Raw genomic sequence first — 13,898 nt, 5'->3', positions numbered from 1 at the left:
ATGCTCATGACCGGCCCGAGCCCCAACCGCACCGGCCGGCCGAGGTCGCGCGTCCCGCGTGGCCTCGGCGTGATGGTGTGTTCCCTTCCCGCAGTCGCCTTTCTGGTGCTGTTCATGGTGGCTCCACTCACATCATTTCTGGTCCGCAGCGTCACGGGATCCGGTGGGGGATTCACCTGGCAGTACTACACGGAGATCTTCACGGTGGCGAATTACCGTACCGCCCTGGTCAATTCACTGTGGCTTGCGATCGCCTCCACCGTGGTCACCCTGATCGTCGCCCTTCCGGCCGCGCTTCATCTCGCCCGACTCAGCGGTGGCCGGGCGGCGGGCTTCGACGCGATCCTGACCTTCCCGCTCTCGCTACCCGGGCTGGTGATCGGATTCTTCGTCATCGTGCTGTTCGGCCGCGCCGGTTTGGCGCAAGCCGCCGGGACCGCGTTGACCGGACAGCAGATGCTGGTCATCGCCTACTCGATGCCCGGTCTGCTGATCGCCTATCTCTACTTTCAGCTACCTCGTACCCTGGGCATTCTCCGCGGTGCGGCCAGCGGCCTTGATACAGACCTGAGTGCGGTCGCCCGCACCTTGGGTGCGTCACCGGTGCGGATATTCACAACGGTGGTCTTGCCTGCGTTGTGGCCGGCCATCCTGTCCGCGGCCGGGCTTGCGGTCGCAAGTTCGCTGGGGGCTTACGGAACCGTGGCCGCGCTCTCCGAGGGTTTCCGGGTCTTGCCGCTGGAAATCGCGGAGCAGGGAACAGCTCTGCAGAACACTGCGCTGGCCGGCGCGATGTCCATCACTCTGGCGGCGGTCGCCCTCGTCTTCACGCTCCTCAACACGGTGGGCGAGCGTCTCATCGCGAAATCGGAGCGTGCAACATGAGTATGCGTACAACTCTGACGGCGCCGGTCGACCCCGTCGATTCGACTACTCCATCCGATCGCCGATCACCCCGCCCGGCTCCACGCCGAGCACAGCGTGCCCGGCGCCGTTGGGTCACCGGATCCGCGGCCTGGTTCTGCGTCGTCTTCTCGATATTGCCGATCGTGGTAACCGTTCTCGTCGCATTCACCGACAATTGGAACAACGGTCCGCTCAGCGGTGGTCTCACCACCAAGTGGGTCGACGAGGCGCTGACGACATTCGTTCCGGCCCTGTCGATCAGCCTGCAGGTGGCGCTCTACACGCTGGTGATCGGCATACCACTCGGGATTCCGCTGGCGTTGCTCTTTGCCCGCAGTCGGCTACCCGGCATCGGGATCGTCAGATGGGTGACAAGTCTCCCGTTGGCCGTTCCCGGAATTGCGGTCGGGTTGGCCCTGAGTGCCATGTATCCACAGATGCAGCGGTCGGGGTGGTTGCTGATTTGCGGCCACGTGGTCGTCACGATGCCTTTCCTGGTCGCCGCCCTCACCCCGGTCCTGCGAGACCCGGACCTGCGTGAGCTCGAACAGACCGCGGCGACGCTGGGGGCAGGGGTGCTACGCCGACTGCGTACCGTGACGCTGCCGCACATCCGGCCGTCGTTGCTTGCGGCGGCGCTGATGGTGCTCACGTTGAGTTTTGGTGAGTTCAACTTGACGTACTTCCTCGTCAATCCGGCACAGCAGACACTGCCGGTCGTGCTGTTCAGCTCCTTCGTCTACGGCCAAACCTCCGCTGGTGCGGCGTTGACGCTCTGGTACTGCGCTGCGGTGATTCCGATGGCGATCGCCCTTCACATTCTCGGCACACTGACGGTTAGGAGATCGAAATGACCTCAAGGACAGAAGGATCCGAATCCTCGGTACCCGCCGTCGAGGCCGCCGCGCTGGTCCGGCGCTATCCCAAATCGGATCGCGACGCAGTCAGTGGAGTGAGCTTCAATGTCTCCTCCGGAGAGGTACTGGCGTTGGTCGGACCCTCGGGCTGCGGCAAGTCCACCACTCTGCGAATGATCGCCGGACTGGAGCCACTCGACGGCGGTACGTTGTCGCTCGACGGTACCGATGCCACCGGAACCCGTCCGGAAGGCCGTCGAATCGGTTGGGTTCCACAGAGTTACGGATTGTTTCCGCATATGAGTGTGGCTGCCAACGTGGGCTACGGACTCAGCGCCCGTCGCGTCTCCAAAGGCGAACGTGTCGCTGCCGTCGCCGAGGCCCTGAGGTTGGCCCGTGTCTCGGAGCTGGCCGAGCGGTCCCCGCGGCAGCTGTCCGGCGGTCAGCGCCAACGGGTTGCACTGGCGCGAGCCCTCGCCACCGATCCGCGAGTGCTACTTCTCGACGAACCCCTGGCCGCGCTGGACCCGCAACTTCGCGATGAATTGCGCCTCGAACTTGCCACGATCCTGCGCGCTTCGGGGCGCGCGACGATCCTGGTCACACACGATCAGCAAGAAGCACTGGCCCTCGCTGATCGCATCGCAGTCATGCGCGACGGTCGAATGGAGCAGTGCGCCACGGCTCGAGAACTCTGGCAGCAGCCTGCCAACGCATTCGTCGCGGCCTTCCTCGGACGCGCCGCACTGGTGAGCGGCAGCGTCACACGGAACCGGACAATAGCGGTCCACGGCGGTTGGGAGATCCCCATCGACCAGCTTGCCTCCAGTGGCCTGGTCGCCGGTCAGAACTGCGAACTCGTCCTCCGGACACGCAGTTTCACTCATTGCACCGAGCCGGGGGCCGGCCTGCCGCTGCGCGTTGTCCAGAGTGAGTACCTCGGGGATCTCGTGCGGGTGCACGGCCGGATCGGTCTCTCCGACACTGCGCTGACAGTGGAGTTGCCGTCATCGATTGCTGTCACCGACTGGATCGGACTCGTACCTGTTCCCGGATCGATCACAGTCAATTCTATTGCCGACGAGAGGGTTTCATCATTACCACCACACTAGAGGTGCAGGGCGGCCGGGAGACGCTGATCCTGTGGGACCTCGACCGCACGCTGCTCGACGTAGGGGGCGTGGACCGCGAAGTCTGGTTCGAACTGTGTTCCGAAATAGTGGGCCGCCCCATCGCCGACGCAAAGGTCATCGAGGGAAGCACCATCCGAGGGTTGCTGCGCGCGATATTGCAACAGTTCGACGTCCCCGAATCCGAGGCTGACCAACTCCTGCCCCGGGCGTTGGCCCGAGAGGTCGAACTCCTCCGAGAACGCCGTGCGTTGCTGGTGCAACGAGGCCGCGCATTGCCCGGCGCCAAGTCGGCGATCGAGGCCTTTTCGCGCTACTCGCACATATATCAATCAGCACTCACCGGAAATCAGATCGAAGTAGCCGAAATCAAATTGGCGGCGTACGGACTGCTCGACGGACTCGACCTGGAGCAGGGAGCCTTTGGCAAGGACACGATGAAACGACCTGACTTGGTTCCCATTGCCATCGCCAAGGCGGAACGTCGATTGGGTCGGCGCGTCGATCCTGCTGACGTGCTCTTGATCGGCGACACCGTACTCGACGTCGAGGCGGCTCGACGGAACGGTGCCCGGGTCGTGGCTGTCAGCACCGGAACCGCTGATGCAGAATCGTTGTCCGCCGCCGGAGCGGATCTGGTCGTCTCCAGCCTGGAGGATCTCTGCAACACCGTTCGTAACACCCCAACATTGGATGGAATTCTGTAATGCCATACGACAATTGCTACGAACTGGTTCAGATCAGCGACACCCATCTGCTCGCTTCGGGCGAATTGCTCGAAGGGCTCGACACACAGGCCCACCTCGAACTTGCCTGCGACGCGATCCGCGCAGCCGAGACCACGTTCGACGCGATCCTACTGACCGGCGATCTGGTGGATGGAGGCGGACGCGAAGCCTACCAACGACTCTCGTCCCTCATCGGTGATCTGAGTGCGGACCTGGGTGTACCCGCGATTTACCTGTCCGGCAACCATGATGATCCCACCCTGTTCGCCGAAGAGCTGGGAACGCCGGTTTCAGCTCAGGGAACACTCGACTTCACCACACACGTCCGGGATCTGCGAGTGATCGGATTGGACAGCAACGTGCTGGGCGCCGGACACGGGGAGATCCGTCCCCACCAGTTCGAATGGTTGGCAGAAACGTTGAGCACCAAGGCCGCCGACGGTACGGTGCTGATCATCCATCACCCGCCGATGCCTGCCACTTCGCCGTATCTCGAGGACTACATCCTCGATCCCGACGATCGGGAACAGCTTGGCGAACTTGTTCGCGACTCGGATGTGCGAATGATCGTCTCCGGTCACTACCACCAGCCGGTCGGCGCTGTGCTCGCCGGAATCCCTCTCTGGGCAGGTGGCGCAGTGTCATACACCGGCAGCGCCTTTGCTCCGAGCGGGCTGCATCAGGGGCTACGCATGCCGATGATCTCGAAGATTCAACTGCATCCAGACACCGCTTTCGGAATGGCTCATCCGTTGCTGACGGAGGCGCCGGTCTACACGATGTCGAGCGAGTAGGGGACAACCTCTCGCGCGCGTTCGGCAGTCAGGGCGGGCAGTCGACGGCGGTCAGGGCGGGCGTTCGATCATCAATCGATTCTGGGCGGACACCAGGCCCGCAACGTTCGATGTTGGCGAGGAAATCGCGGCTGGTGGTCACCCGTTTCGGGTGATGCGCGCGGCGCCGCCGCTGCCGATGCTGGTAGTCGGGCGCGTTCTGGGCGTCGGGGCATACCAACCGATTCGGGGGTCCGGCAATCGATATCCGCGGCTCGGTGAGTGATCGGCGAGCGGCTGTCGTGTGGTGTCGGGGCGCGCAGTCATGAGCGACCACCAGGAGACCATCCATTCGGCGGTTCCGCTGGTGCTCGTTGGTTCGGTGTTCGTCTATTCGATCGTGTCGGCGCGACTGGATCGGGCGCGGGTGAGTGCGCCGATGGTGTTCGTGGCGATCGGGGTGCTGATCGGGGCCTCCGGTCTCGGGCTCGTCCAGGTGGATCCGGGTGGCCACTGGTTGCTGACGGTCGCCGAGTTGACCCTTGCCCTGCTGCTGTTCTCGGACGCCTCGCACTTGCGACTGCGCGACGTCGAGGGCGATTCGGGACCGCCGACCCGGTTGCTGCTGATCGGCTTGCCGCTCACTCTGCTCGCGGGCACCCTGCTCGCATTCTGGATGTTCCCCGATCGTGGCTGGGTGGTGGCCGCGCTGATCGCCGCACTACTCGCACCGACCGACGCCGCACTCGGTGCCGTGGTGGTCAGTGACACCCGGATCCCCGCCCGGATACGCCGGATGCTGAATGTCGAAAGTGGACTCAACGACGGCATGGCCACGCCGGTGGTGATGGTGCTGATCACGGTGGTCGCGTCGGAGGCGGGCAAGCTCGGTTCTCTCGATTGGGTCCTCGATGCCGCCTGGGCGATGTCGGTTGCCGTGGTGGTCGCGATTGTCGTCGGCGGTGGTGGCGGCTGGGTGCTCCGCTGGTGTCGCAGCCGCGGGTGGACGTCACCGTTGTCGGAGCAGGTGGCCGTGCTGACGATGGCGCTGCTGTGTTATCTGGCCGCGACCGAGATCGACGGCAACGGGTTTGTCGCGGCGTTCGTGGGCGGGATGGTCTTCGGATTCGCAACGCCGCCGTCGCTGCGCGTGCGGTCCGAGTTCACCGAGACGATGGGGTTGTTGGCGTCCTATGTGGTGTGGATGGCGTTCGGCGCCACCATGGTCGGGACGGCGCTCGAGCACGCCACCGTGCGGACCGTGGTGGTCGCGGTCGGTGCGTTGACGGTGGTCCGGATGGTTCCGGTGGCCATCGCGATGGCAGGCGGTCGGTGGGGATGGCAGACGATCCTGTTCGTCGGATGGTTCGGCCCGCGGGGACTGGCGACGGTGATCTTCGTGATGATCGCGGCGCAGGAACTGGGGACGACCGCGGTCTCCGATCACCTGATCGAGGTCGCCTCGCTGACGGTTGTGTTCTCGATCCTCGCGCACGGCCTCAGTGCGTTCCCGCTGGCGGGGCGATACGGGCGGTGGGCTTCGGCCCTGCCCGACGATGCCCCTGAGCGGGTGGCGGTGACGGCGGTTTCGACCCGAAGGGTGATGCTGCACCTCGCCCCCCGCGGTGCCCACCGCGGTTCACCCTCTGATCAACCGTGAACCGAACGGGCCGGTTGGGCGGATTCACGACACGGACATTGTCATTTACTCGACATAAAGCATCTCAAATGTTGCGATGGAGGGACGGAGAAATAACAAAAACATTCCAGGATGGTGAAGGTTATGAAATCTGCACGGAGGGGATTCGTGGTTTTGGCCGCGACTGTCACAGCGTTTACTGCATTTCTGGCGCCTGCAGCAATCACACCGCCGCCCGCCGAGGCCGAACCGGGAGCCTCGACCGACGCATTCCTCGCGGCCGATCCGATAGGTCGCTACATCGTGGTCCTCGGTGCGCGCATGGATCCCGGCGGGGACCCGCCGCCGATCCTGCAGGATCGCCTTGACCGGGCCGCGGCGCTCGCTCGCGCGCACCCACTCAACCGGATCATCGTCACCGGTGGAAACACCTGGACGCTGCCGATATCAGAGGCCACCTTCATGCACCTCCAGCTCGTCGAACGGGGAGTTGCGCCCTGGCAGGTCATTGACGAGCACGCAGCCATGAGTACCAACGACAACGCGATCCGAGTTGTTGCGATGCTCAAAGGCCTCGGAGCCACCGGCGCGGTCATCGTGACCAACGGCTTTCATATGCCTCGCGCCATGAAAGCGTTCAGAACTCAAGTGGCCGAACAGAATACAAACATCGCGGTCGAACCCGCGTACGCCTGACCGGGGCGCCGCCCGCACCCCCGCGACCCGCCTTCTCGCGGCTGTGGCGTCAGCTCTGCGAGAGCACCGTGGTGACGATTTTCGCCAGGTAGCCGATTCGGGCGATTTCGGACGGCCGGAAGTCTGGGCCGCCCGGTCGTCCGAGCAACAGCGCCTTGCCGGGCGTGCCGATCGGAGCGGCGGCCAGCCGAATGTCCATGTCGCGCCACGATTGGGGGACCCAGGGCGCTTCGGGATTTAGCTCGGCGGTCTCGGCGATGGGCAGCCAGCTGGCGTCGGTCAGCTGGGTCTCGGGAGCACTCGAGCTGCCGAACAACTGGATTGCGCCGCCGCCACCGCCAGCGGTGATGATGGTCGCCCAGTCGACTCGGAGCACTCGCGGTGCGGAATCGACCAGCACCTGCAGGCGATCGCGGCCTGCGCGGGCGATGTCGTTGACCAGTTCGAGTTCGCGATGGGTTTCGAGCAGACCGGTATACGGCCGGATCGAGTCGACGCGAACCCCGTCCACCTTCTCCGCTGCCGTGATCAATGTGTCGGGCAATGCGCTGCGGGGGACCTCGACAACGATGTCATCGACCGCGTAACCCTCACCTCGCTCGACGACGTCGAGCGAGAGGATGTCGGCGCCGACGGAACCGAGTGACACGGCCAGCAGACCGAGTGAGCCGGGACGATCTTGCAGGTAGACGCGCAACAGGTAGGACACGCCGGTCATTCTCCCACCGGAGTTGGTCCGGCGCTGTTCAGGCGCCGGACATCGAGGTCCAGGGCGCGTGATAGGAGGAAGGGTCAGTTCTGAGGGGGATTCCCGGCGAGCGGTTCGACGACGACTGCGGTGCCGTATGCGCAGACCTCGATGCCGGTGCCTGCATACTCGGTCGTCTCGAATCGGAATGCCACAACAGCATTGGCGCCCCGATGTTGAGCTTCGGTGGCCAGACGTGAGAGTGCCTCTTGGCGGCAATCGTGCAGCAACTGGGTGATGCCCTTGAGTTCTCCACCCACCATCGACTTGAAGCCGGCGCCGATGTTCGATCCGAGGTGGCGTGAACGAACGGTGAGGCCGAAACACTCGCCGATCGTATTGGCGATCTGGTAGCCCGGGATGTCATTGGATGTGACGATGATCATGCGCAACCCTAACTGGTTGGTGTTGTGGCGGCGCAGTTCTGAGTCCACACGTGTGATCGTCGGTCGGGCGACCGGACGGCCGTGCCTGTCACCGGTCGGCGGCCGACTACTCTGGCCCAAGGGTTTGGCCCACAGTTCGTGAGCCGCCCACACCGACAAGAAAGGGTGCATCTGCGTGTCTGCCATCTCGCGTGATGAAGTAGCGCATCTGGCCCGGCTGTCCCGGCTGGCGCTGACCGACGACGAACTCGACCATTACGCCGGTCAGCTCGATTCGATCCTGTCGCACGTCGCGAACATCTCCGAGGTCGCCGCTGCTGACGTCCCCGGCACCGCACATCCCGCCGACCTGGCCAATGTGCTGCGTCCGGATGTTGTCGTGCCCGGGCTGACCCCCGCGCAAGCCCTGTCCGGTGCGCCCGCAGTGGAGCAGCAACGGTTCGCCGTCCCCCAGATCCTCGGAGAAGAAGCGTGAGCGCCCCCACCAGAGAGTCCGGTGCCATCACCGGGCAGTCCGCTGCCGATCTCGCCGCGAAGATCCACGCCGGTGAGCTGTCCGCGGTCGAGGTCACCCAGGCCCACCTCGATCGGATCGAGGCGGTTGACGGTGAGCTGAATGCCTTCCTGCACGTCGGTGCCGAGCAGGCACTGGCGACCGCGGCCGAGGTCGACAAGGCCGTCGCCGCCGGTCAGGCCCCGGCCTCGCCGCTGGCGGGCGTTCCGTTGGCGCTCAAGGACGTGTTCACCACGACCGATGCCCCGACGACGTGCGGTTCGAAGATCCTCGAAGGCTGGGTTCCGCCGTACGACGCCACGGTCACCGCCAAGCTGCGCGCGGCCGGTATCCCGATTCTGGGCAAGACCAACATGGACGAGTTCGCGATGGGTTCGTCCACCGAGAACTCCGCCTACGGCGTGACCCGGAATCCGTGGGACACCACCAAGATTCCCGGTGGTTCGGGCGGCGGTAGTGCTGCCGCGCTCGCATCGTTCCAGGCTCCGCTCGCCATCGGTACCGACACCGGTGGTTCGGTGCGGCAGCCGGCTTCGGTCACCGGCACCGTCGGCGTCAAGCCGACGTACGGCACGGTGTCGCGGTACGGGCTGGTCGCTTGCGCCTCCTCACTCGATCAGGGTGGGCCTTGTGCCCGAACGGTCCTGGACACCGCACTGCTGCATCAGGTGATCGCTGGACACGATCCCCGCGATTCGACGTCGATCAACAAGCCCATCGCCGACATGGTGGCCGCTGCCAAAGCCGGTGCCGCCGAAGATCTTTCGGGTGTCCGGATCGGCATCGTCACCGAGCTTCAGGGTGATGGCTACCAGGCCGGTGTGCTCGAATCGTTCAACGCGGCCGTGACAACGCTGAAAGAGCGCGGCGCCGAGATCGTCGAGGTCTCCTGCCCGCACTTCACCTACGCACTGGGTGCGTACTACCTGATCCTGCCGTCGGAGGTGTCGAGCAATCTCGCTCGCTTCGACGCGATGCGTTACGGATTGCGTGTCGGCGACGACGGCACCAACAGCGCCGACCAGGTGATGGCGATGACCCGTGACGCCGGTTTCGGCGCAGAGGTCAAGCGCCGCATCATGATCGGTACCTACGCCCTGTCGTCGGGCTACTACGACGCGTATTACGGCCAGGCACAGAAGGTTCGGACGCTCATCGCCCGCGACTTCGCCAAGGCCTACGAATCGGTGGACGTACTGATCTCGCCGACCACACCGACCACCGCGTTCGCGATCGGTGAGAAGGTCGACGATCCGCTGGCCATGTACCTGTTCGACCTGTGCACCCTGCCGGTCAACCTGGCGGGCAACTGCGCCATGTCGGTGCCGTCGGGACTGTCGGTGGACGACGGACTGCCCGTCGGTCTGCAGATCATGGCGCCGTCGATGGCCGACGAACGTCTCTACCGTGTCGGTGCCGCCTACGAAGCCGCCCGAGGCCCCATCGTCTAGCCCGATCCTGTGCCCTTTTGGCGAACAAAACCCCAGGTGGGGTGCGCCAGAAGGGCACATCATTGGTGGCACCCGGGCGCTAGTAGACCCTGCTCGGTGCCATATTGATGACCGAATCCGGCGGGGAATGACAGTGCCCCGATGAGGTCGGCGCTGGCCTGAACGAAACCCGCGATCGGGATCCATGGCGGGATGGGCATGTCGGAACGCAGGTCGGGTGGTAGCTGCGGCGATTCCCAGAGCAGTCGCGGCGACCATCGGATGACCGGGTCGGAACCGTTGGCCAGCACCGTGGTGTCGGGTGCGGCGATGGTGGCAGAACCCTCCGGTGCGCCGGCGAGAACCGTGTGGCAGATCGCGTCGGGTGCGACATCGAGGAGGTGGCGCCGGGCGGCGTCGGCACCGATCGCGCCCAGGCTCTGGCCGTAGAGGTAGATCTCGGGGCGGTCCTCCGTCGGGGATCGTTCGACGGCTGATACCACCGCCTCGGTCAGCGCCACGGCACTGTCCCGCGCCGGTTGCGGGGACGAGACAAACGCCTGCCATGACGGAATGTCGCTGTACTGCAACGTGATCACACTGACGTCGCTGGCGAAACGGGTTTCGAATCCGGTGACGGCATCGGAATCCACCCACCCCGATCCGGTTGGAACCGCGATCACCACCGCGCGCCGCTGCAATCCGCCGGACTCCTGCCAGTGCCGTACGGTTTCGGTCGCCCGGACCTGCACATCGCGGTCGTCGAGTTCGCCGTAGATCCGCAGGGACGAGGAAGTGGCATCCGTGCTGACGAACTCCTGCGCGGGACTGTGGGTGGATCCGGCCGCGCCGGCGGGTGACGGCATCAGCGGCAGTACCGCCACCACAGCGAGTGCGGCGACGATTGCCCGCGTCCGGGCGCGGACGTAACAGGCGGCTGCAATCAGCGCTGACGGACCCAGTGCGCCCAGGATCCACCAGAAGCCGACGGGAGACATGTCGAGGTGTGTACGTAATCCGTTCTGCCACCAGAGCATATGGCCGAACAGGCCGGTGAACAGTCCGGCGCAGATCCATCCGGTGTACCGCCGCGATCGAATATTGCCCGGCCACCTCCCTCCGGCGACCCGGCCGAACAACGCGCCCAGTCCGCCGAATGCGGCCAGGAGCAGTCCGGCCACCAACGCCCCGCGCGGCAGAGATGCCGGCGCGAGTGCCAGTGCGGCTCCGCTCAATGCGCCGATGCTGGTCAGTGGACGGGGCCAGCTCGGTGCTCTGCGCGCTCGCGTACTCACACGTGGCGTTCTCATGCCAGACCCACCAGCGAGGCGAGGGATTCGCCGCCGCGCTGAACCGAGGTCACCACAATCGATGGCAATGATTCTTTGCTCACGGGCGCACCGGCATGCTGGCGCCAGGTGTTGAACGCCAAACCGATTCGCGCCAGGTCCGCGGCCCAGTGGCAGGACGGGTTGCTGCAGGAGTCGTGCATCGCCTCGATCAGCATGCGATCCAGCGACGTTCGTGCCCAGGGGCCCAGCGGTTGACCGTGGCGCTGTGCGTAGCGCAAGAGGTCGTAGCCGAAGTCATGTGCCTTGCAGAGATCTTCGAAACGATCGGGGAGGGGGATGGGAGACGAACATGCTCCTTCTGGGTTGCTCGGCAGCCCGCCTGTCAACTGCGGCCGATAGTCGAGCAGCGCCGCAAAATCGTCCGGCAGTGACGTGATCGCCTGCTGCGGGTCGGGTCCTGTCAGTGCAGTGACAACCATTCCGGCCGGGCTCTGACGTTCGGCGATCTCGGTTGCGGACATGCCGACGGGCGCCGAGGTGGCGTTCGCTGCGGCGGGCCACATACCCACCGCCAGGACTGTGCTGATCACCATGCTGGACAGGAAGATTCGACTTGCGGCAGCTCGCATGAGATCAACCTAGAAATCGCAGGCACTGCGACACATCGGTCGACCGGGGTGTATGCGTGCGCCGTGTTCGGGTGAGTTGCGCCGCCGTCCGCTACTGCGGGGGCGTCTCGATCTCACTCTCAGGTATGAGGCCCAACCAGGAAAGGGGAGCTAGCGTGGTAGAGGTGAAACTGTGGACAGCGCCTGCCGACTACGTGGTCGGCGAGGTCAAGAAATTGCCGATCGCAGCCGACCCTGCGGTCGCTCGATTCTTGGGGCACCGGATCAACATATTCCTCACGCTGGTCGCGTTGATCATGTATTCGATTGCCTGGCCGACGTTGTCGCAGACACACGATGTGCGGCCTGCCGTCATGCCGATCGTCGCGGCGTTTGCCGCGTTCCCGATCATGCTCGGCTGGTCCAATCCGACCCTGGGCTGGGCGATCTCGGTGGTGTCGGCACAGCTCATCGGACTGACCATCGATCCGGTCAACGACTGGAATTACACGATTTCGGTGGTGCACCTGATCGAGATCCTCGTCCTGACCGTGTTGGCGTATCTGCGGGCGCCGTTGCGATTGCTTCCGGTCTTCTGGGCGGTGTCCAGCTTTGTGATGTATCAGGCGACACCGCCGGAAGCCCAGGTCGGCTGGGTGGTGGGGCTCAGCATCGCGGCCGTCATCTGCATCTTGATCCGGATCATCGTCCGGTCGCGGGTCGCGTTGGCGCAGCAGACAGTGTTGAAGGACACCGAGAAGTCCAAGAATGCAGTGCTTTCCGAACGAACCCGGATCGCCCGCGACCTCCATGACGTTGTTGCACACCGGATGTCGGTGGTGGTGGTGCAGGCGCAGACCGCCAAGTATCGCGTCGACGGAGTCGGGGAGGAGGCGGCTGCGGAGTTCGATGCCATCGCCGATGTGGCCCGGGAAGCTCTCGACGAGGTGCGGATGATGTTGGGAGTGCTTCGACTGGAGGATGATTCGCCGGGCGCCGAGGCGTATGCGCGCAATCCCAACCCCGGATTGGAACAGATCGGCGGGATCGTCGCGGCGACCCGCGGAGCCGGTGTTGATGTCACGTATCACCCGTTGTCGACCGGTGAGCAGGTCGGAGATACCTGTGCGCTGGTTGCCTACCGCATCGTTCAGGAGTCGTTGGCCAACACCACCCGGTACGCCGTCGGCGCCCAGGTCACCGTCGAATTGTCGGTACGCGGTGACGATCTGAACGTCACGATTGCCAACACCGCATCCACCGGGCAGCCGATCAATCTGGAGTCGTCAGGTGGGCAAGGGATTCCGGGGATGATCGAGCGGGCAAAGGCGGTCGGTGGGGTGTTGTCGGCAGCGCCGCAACCGGGTGGTGGGTTTGTGGTCCGTGCTGCTCTGCCGCTCCGAGTGGTCGGTGCGCCGGAACTTCCCGGGCCGAACAACGTCTGATTGCCCGAGTGAAAGTAGGGTTGGCCGGGTGTCGATCACGGTGTTCATCGCAGACGATCAGGCAATGGTGCGTCAGGGTTTTGGCGCGCTGTTGGCCGCGCAGCCCGACATCTCGGTGGTGGGTGATGCCGCTGACGGTCAGGCCGCGGTGAAAGGTGTCCGCGCGTTGCATCCCGATGTGGTGCTGATGGATGTCCGCATGCCGATCCTCGACGGGTTGGCCGCGGCCGAACAATTGCTCACCGGCCCGCTGCGGGTGCCGAGCAAGATCCTGATGCTCACCACCTTCGACATCGACGACTACGTCTACCAGGCGCTGCGGATCGGGGCGTCCGGATTCATGCTCAAAGATGCACCCGCCGAAGAGTTGGTGCGTGCGGTTCGCGTGGTCTCTGCCGGTGAGGCACTGTTGGCGCCGTCGGTGACGCGTCGTCTCATCGCGGAGGTGAACAGCCGACATCGGCCGCGTAAGGCAGAACCGGGGGAGTTGGCGGCTCTGACACCGCGCGAGCGCGAGGTGCTCGAGCAGGTTGCCGAGGGCAAGTCGAATGCCGAGATCGCCGGCCATCTGTTTGTCGCCGAACAGACCGTCAAGACCCATGTCAGCAACGTGCTCTCGAAGCTGCATCTGCGCGACCGGGCGCAGGCCGTTGTCTACGCCTTCGAAAACGGAGTGCGCTGACCTCCTTGGATGACGTCGTGCAACCGTAGTCCAGCCAGACTCGGAGATCGGTAGCACAATTGAC

The 13,898-nt window shown here is 64.7% G+C and carries 15 protein-coding genes; 11 read left to right on the top strand and 4 right to left on the bottom strand.

The features are described 5' to 3' along the window. Positions 1 to 6: 6 nt before the first annotated feature. The 7 genes from AC1TQG_RS01015 to AC1TQG_RS00985 all read left to right on the top strand — a co-directional run bounded on the left by AC1TQG_RS01015 (position 7) and on the right by AC1TQG_RS00985 (position 6,729). Complete coding sequence (locus AC1TQG_RS01015) at positions 7 to 885, top strand: ABC transporter permease (protein WP_482135096.1); 879 nt, start codon at positions 7 to 9, stop codon at positions 883 to 885. Further along, positions 882 to 1,760 (top strand): ABC transporter permease, encoded by an 879-nt coding sequence (locus AC1TQG_RS01010; protein WP_482135095.1) that lies wholly within the window; start codon positions 882 to 884, stop codon positions 1,758 to 1,760. The genes AC1TQG_RS01015 and AC1TQG_RS01010 overlap by 4 nt, the downstream gene beginning before the upstream one ends. Next, positions 1,757 to 2,875 carry an ABC transporter ATP-binding protein gene (locus tag AC1TQG_RS01005; RefSeq protein ID WP_482135094.1) on the top strand — a complete coding sequence of 373 codons (1,119 nt, stop codon included), beginning with the start codon at positions 1,757 to 1,759 and terminating at the stop codon, positions 2,873 to 2,875. Before AC1TQG_RS01010 ends, AC1TQG_RS01005 begins: the two co-directional genes overlap by 4 nt. A gap of 2 nt (positions 2,876 to 2,877) precedes the next feature. Next, positions 2,878 to 3,600 carry an HAD family hydrolase gene (locus AC1TQG_RS01000; protein WP_482135093.1) on the top strand — a complete coding sequence of 241 codons (723 nt, stop codon included), beginning with the start codon at positions 2,878 to 2,880 and terminating at the stop codon, positions 3,598 to 3,600. Beyond that, entirely contained in the window at positions 3,600 to 4,415 is an 816-nt protein-coding gene (locus AC1TQG_RS00995; protein ID WP_482135092.1) for a metallophosphoesterase, read from the top strand. Before AC1TQG_RS01000 ends, AC1TQG_RS00995 begins: the two co-directional genes overlap by 1 nt. A gap of 304 nt (positions 4,416 to 4,719) precedes the next feature. Beyond that, positions 4,720 to 6,054 (top strand): cation:proton antiporter, encoded by a 1,335-nt coding sequence (locus tag AC1TQG_RS00990; protein WP_482135091.1) that lies wholly within the window; start codon positions 4,720 to 4,722, stop codon positions 6,052 to 6,054. A gap of 123 nt (positions 6,055 to 6,177) precedes the next feature. Then, positions 6,178 to 6,729, top strand: a complete 552-nt coding sequence (locus AC1TQG_RS00985) for a YdcF family protein (protein ID WP_482135090.1) — start codon at positions 6,178 to 6,180, stop codon at positions 6,727 to 6,729. A 49-nt stretch (positions 6,730 to 6,778) separates the two neighbouring features. Here the strand turns inward: AC1TQG_RS00985 and AC1TQG_RS00980 are convergent, their stop codons facing one another. Both AC1TQG_RS00980 and AC1TQG_RS00975 read right to left on the bottom strand, forming a co-directional pair. Beyond that, complete coding sequence (locus AC1TQG_RS00980; RefSeq protein WP_482135089.1) at positions 6,779 to 7,447, bottom strand: ACT domain-containing protein; 669 nt, start codon at positions 7,445 to 7,447, stop codon at positions 6,779 to 6,781. Positions 7,448 to 7,521: 74 nt separating this feature from the next. Next, a complete protein-coding gene (locus tag AC1TQG_RS00975; RefSeq protein WP_482137218.1) occupies positions 7,522 to 7,863 on the bottom strand; it encodes a YbjQ family protein in 342 nt (113 codons plus the stop codon). 175 nt (positions 7,864 to 8,038) lie between these two features. Between AC1TQG_RS00975 and gatC the strand changes: the two genes are divergently transcribed. Beyond that, entirely contained in the window at positions 8,039 to 8,338 is a 300-nt protein-coding gene (gene gatC, locus AC1TQG_RS00970; protein ID WP_482135088.1) for an Asp-tRNA(Asn)/Glu-tRNA(Gln) amidotransferase subunit GatC, read from the top strand. Next, entirely contained in the window at positions 8,335 to 9,828 is a 1,494-nt protein-coding gene (gatA, locus tag AC1TQG_RS00965; RefSeq protein WP_482135087.1) for an Asp-tRNA(Asn)/Glu-tRNA(Gln) amidotransferase subunit GatA, read from the top strand. Before gatC ends, gatA begins: the two co-directional genes overlap by 4 nt. A gap of 59 nt (positions 9,829 to 9,887) precedes the next feature. On the opposite strand, the gene AC1TQG_RS00960 is transcribed toward gatA, so the two are convergent. Together AC1TQG_RS00960 and AC1TQG_RS00955 are read right to left on the bottom strand one after the other, a co-directional pair. After that, positions 9,888 to 11,102: an alpha/beta-hydrolase family protein gene (locus AC1TQG_RS00960; RefSeq protein WP_482135086.1), complete on the bottom strand. Its 1,215-nt coding sequence runs from the start codon at positions 11,100 to 11,102 to the stop codon at positions 9,888 to 9,890. 11 nt (positions 11,103 to 11,113) lie between these two features. Further along, positions 11,114 to 11,728 (bottom strand): hypothetical protein, encoded by a 615-nt coding sequence (locus AC1TQG_RS00955; RefSeq protein ID WP_482135085.1) that lies wholly within the window; start codon positions 11,726 to 11,728, stop codon positions 11,114 to 11,116. Between the two features lie 164 nt (positions 11,729 to 11,892). Here AC1TQG_RS00955 and AC1TQG_RS00950 point away from each other — a divergent pair, with 164 nt between their 5' ends. Together AC1TQG_RS00950 and AC1TQG_RS00945 are read left to right on the top strand one after the other, a co-directional pair. Next, positions 11,893 to 13,152, top strand: coding sequence for a sensor histidine kinase (locus tag AC1TQG_RS00950; RefSeq protein WP_482135084.1), 1,260 nt, complete (start codon positions 11,893 to 11,895; stop codon positions 13,150 to 13,152). Positions 13,153 to 13,180: 28 nt separating this feature from the next. Continuing rightward, on the top strand, positions 13,181 to 13,834 hold the full coding sequence (locus AC1TQG_RS00945; protein WP_482135083.1) for a response regulator: 654 nt from the start codon (positions 13,181 to 13,183) through the stop codon (positions 13,832 to 13,834). Positions 13,835 to 13,898 lie beyond the last annotated feature (64 nt).

It is taken from the genome of Williamsia sp. Y844 (genome assembly GCF_056786475.1).
Note: the sequence above shows the minus strand (reverse complement) of the source record. Positions and strands in the feature narration are given on the sequence as shown.